General features: G+C 72.3%; 1 protein-coding gene. It reads left to right on the top strand.

From position 1 onward, the window contains the following. Positions 1–120: 120 nt before the first annotated feature. Positions 121–1,542 carry an IS1380 family transposase gene (locus CNO22_RS26965; protein WP_100502290.1) on the top strand — a complete coding sequence of 474 codons (1,422 nt, stop codon included), beginning with the start codon at positions 121–123 and terminating at the stop codon, positions 1,540–1,542. Positions 1,543–1,713 lie beyond the last annotated feature (171 nt).

Below are 1,713 nucleotides of genomic sequence, written 5' to 3'. Positions count from 1 at the left end.
CCCGGGCCTTTCATCCCGCGTGAGCTGAGCGATCTTCGGGGAGCACGAAAGGTGCCCCTGACCTGCAAGGATGTTGCTTGCTGAGGGCAATATCCACGCGGGCCAGGAGGCACCTTTCTGGTGAAGAAGCGTAGCGGGCCATACCCGGGTCTCACCGTCGACGGGCACGGGTCGAGCGTCGTGCCGAACGCCGGGGCGGTGCTGCTGCTGCGCACTGCGCATGCCGTCGGTCTCGGCTCCGCGCTATCCCAGGCGGTCGCGTCCTGGCGGCGGCCGCTGGCTCGCCACGATCCGGGCAAGATCCTGCTGGATCTGGCGGTTTCGCTGGCGGTCGGCGGGGACTGCCTGGCCGATATCGCACAGTTGCGTGCCGCACCGGAGGTGTTCGGCCCGGTCGCGTCGGACCCGACGGTGTCCCGGCTGATCGACACCCTGGCCGCGGATGCGCCGGCCGCGCTCGCGGCGATCGCCGCCGCCCGCGTCACGGCCCGGGCGAGAGCCTGGGCGCTGGCCGGTGACCGGGCTCCCGACCGCAGCAAGAACGCCTCGGCGCCGCTGGTGATCGACGTGGATGCCACCCTGGTGACCGCGCACTCGGAGAAGGAGTCCGCGGCGCCGACGTTCAAGCGCGGCTTCGGGTTCCACCCGCTGTGGGCGTTCGTCGACCACGGGCCGGAGGGCACCGGCGAGCCGCTGGCGTTCCTGCTGCGTGCGGGCAACGCGGGCTCGAACACCGTGGTCGACCACAAGGCGGTCATCACTGCGGCGCTGGCCCAGCTGCCCGTGCACCACTCGGGCCGGCGGCCAGGGAAGAAGGTGTTGATCCGCATCGACGGCGCCGGCGGCACCCATGAGCTGCTGGCCTGGCTGACCCGCCGCCGGCTGTCCTACTCGGTCGGCTTCTCCCTGCCCGGGGACCTGCACTCGATCCAGAAGACCCTCGCCAGGATCCCGGCTGTCGCCTGGGAGCCGGCCTACGACGCCGACGGCCAGCCCCGCGCCGGGGCGTTCGTCGCCGAGGTCACCGACCTGTTCGACCTCTCGAGCTGGCCGCCGGGGATGCGGCTGATCCTGCGCAAGGAACGCCCCCACCCCGGCGCGCAGCTGCGCATCACCGACATCGACGGCATGCGGATCACCGCGTTCGTCACCAACACCACCCGCGGCCAGCTGGCCGACCTCGAACTGCGGCACCGCCGCCGCGCCCGGGCCGAGGACCGCATCCGCTGCGCCAAAGACACCGGGCTGGCCAACCTGCCGCTGCACGACTTCGCGCAGAACCAGATCTGGTGCGCCATCGTCGCGTTGGCCTGCGAGCTGACCGCCTGGATGCAGTCCCTCGCCCTGACCGGGCACGCGGCCCGCCGGTGGGAGCCCAAACGGCTGCGCCTGCGACTGTTCAGCATCCCGGCTCGGCACGCGCGCACCGGCCGCCGCCGGCTGCTCCACCTGGCCGCGACCGCGCCGTTCACCGTGCTCGCGCTCGACGCCCTCGATGCCCTCGCCCGGCTCACTTCGCCACCGCTGGCCAACACCAGCTGACCCCGAGCCCGCCCCGTCCCGACGACCCGAGGACCCGGCCGGCCAGTGGAACCGGCGCCCACCCGAGCGACACCGGGCGAACCGTCACACCCTCATGCCAGTCTCACGCCCGCGCGGGCCAAGAACCCCGACGACGACACAAACGATCATCGCCGTGAAAGATCCGGGTTA

This window comes from Geodermatophilus chilensis, from assembly GCF_002802985.1.
GTDB lineage: Bacteria > Actinomycetota > Actinomycetes > Mycobacteriales > Geodermatophilaceae > Geodermatophilus > Geodermatophilus chilensis.
The sequence above is the reverse complement of the archived record's forward strand: the minus strand, read 5'-3'. Positions and strand labels throughout refer to the sequence as shown.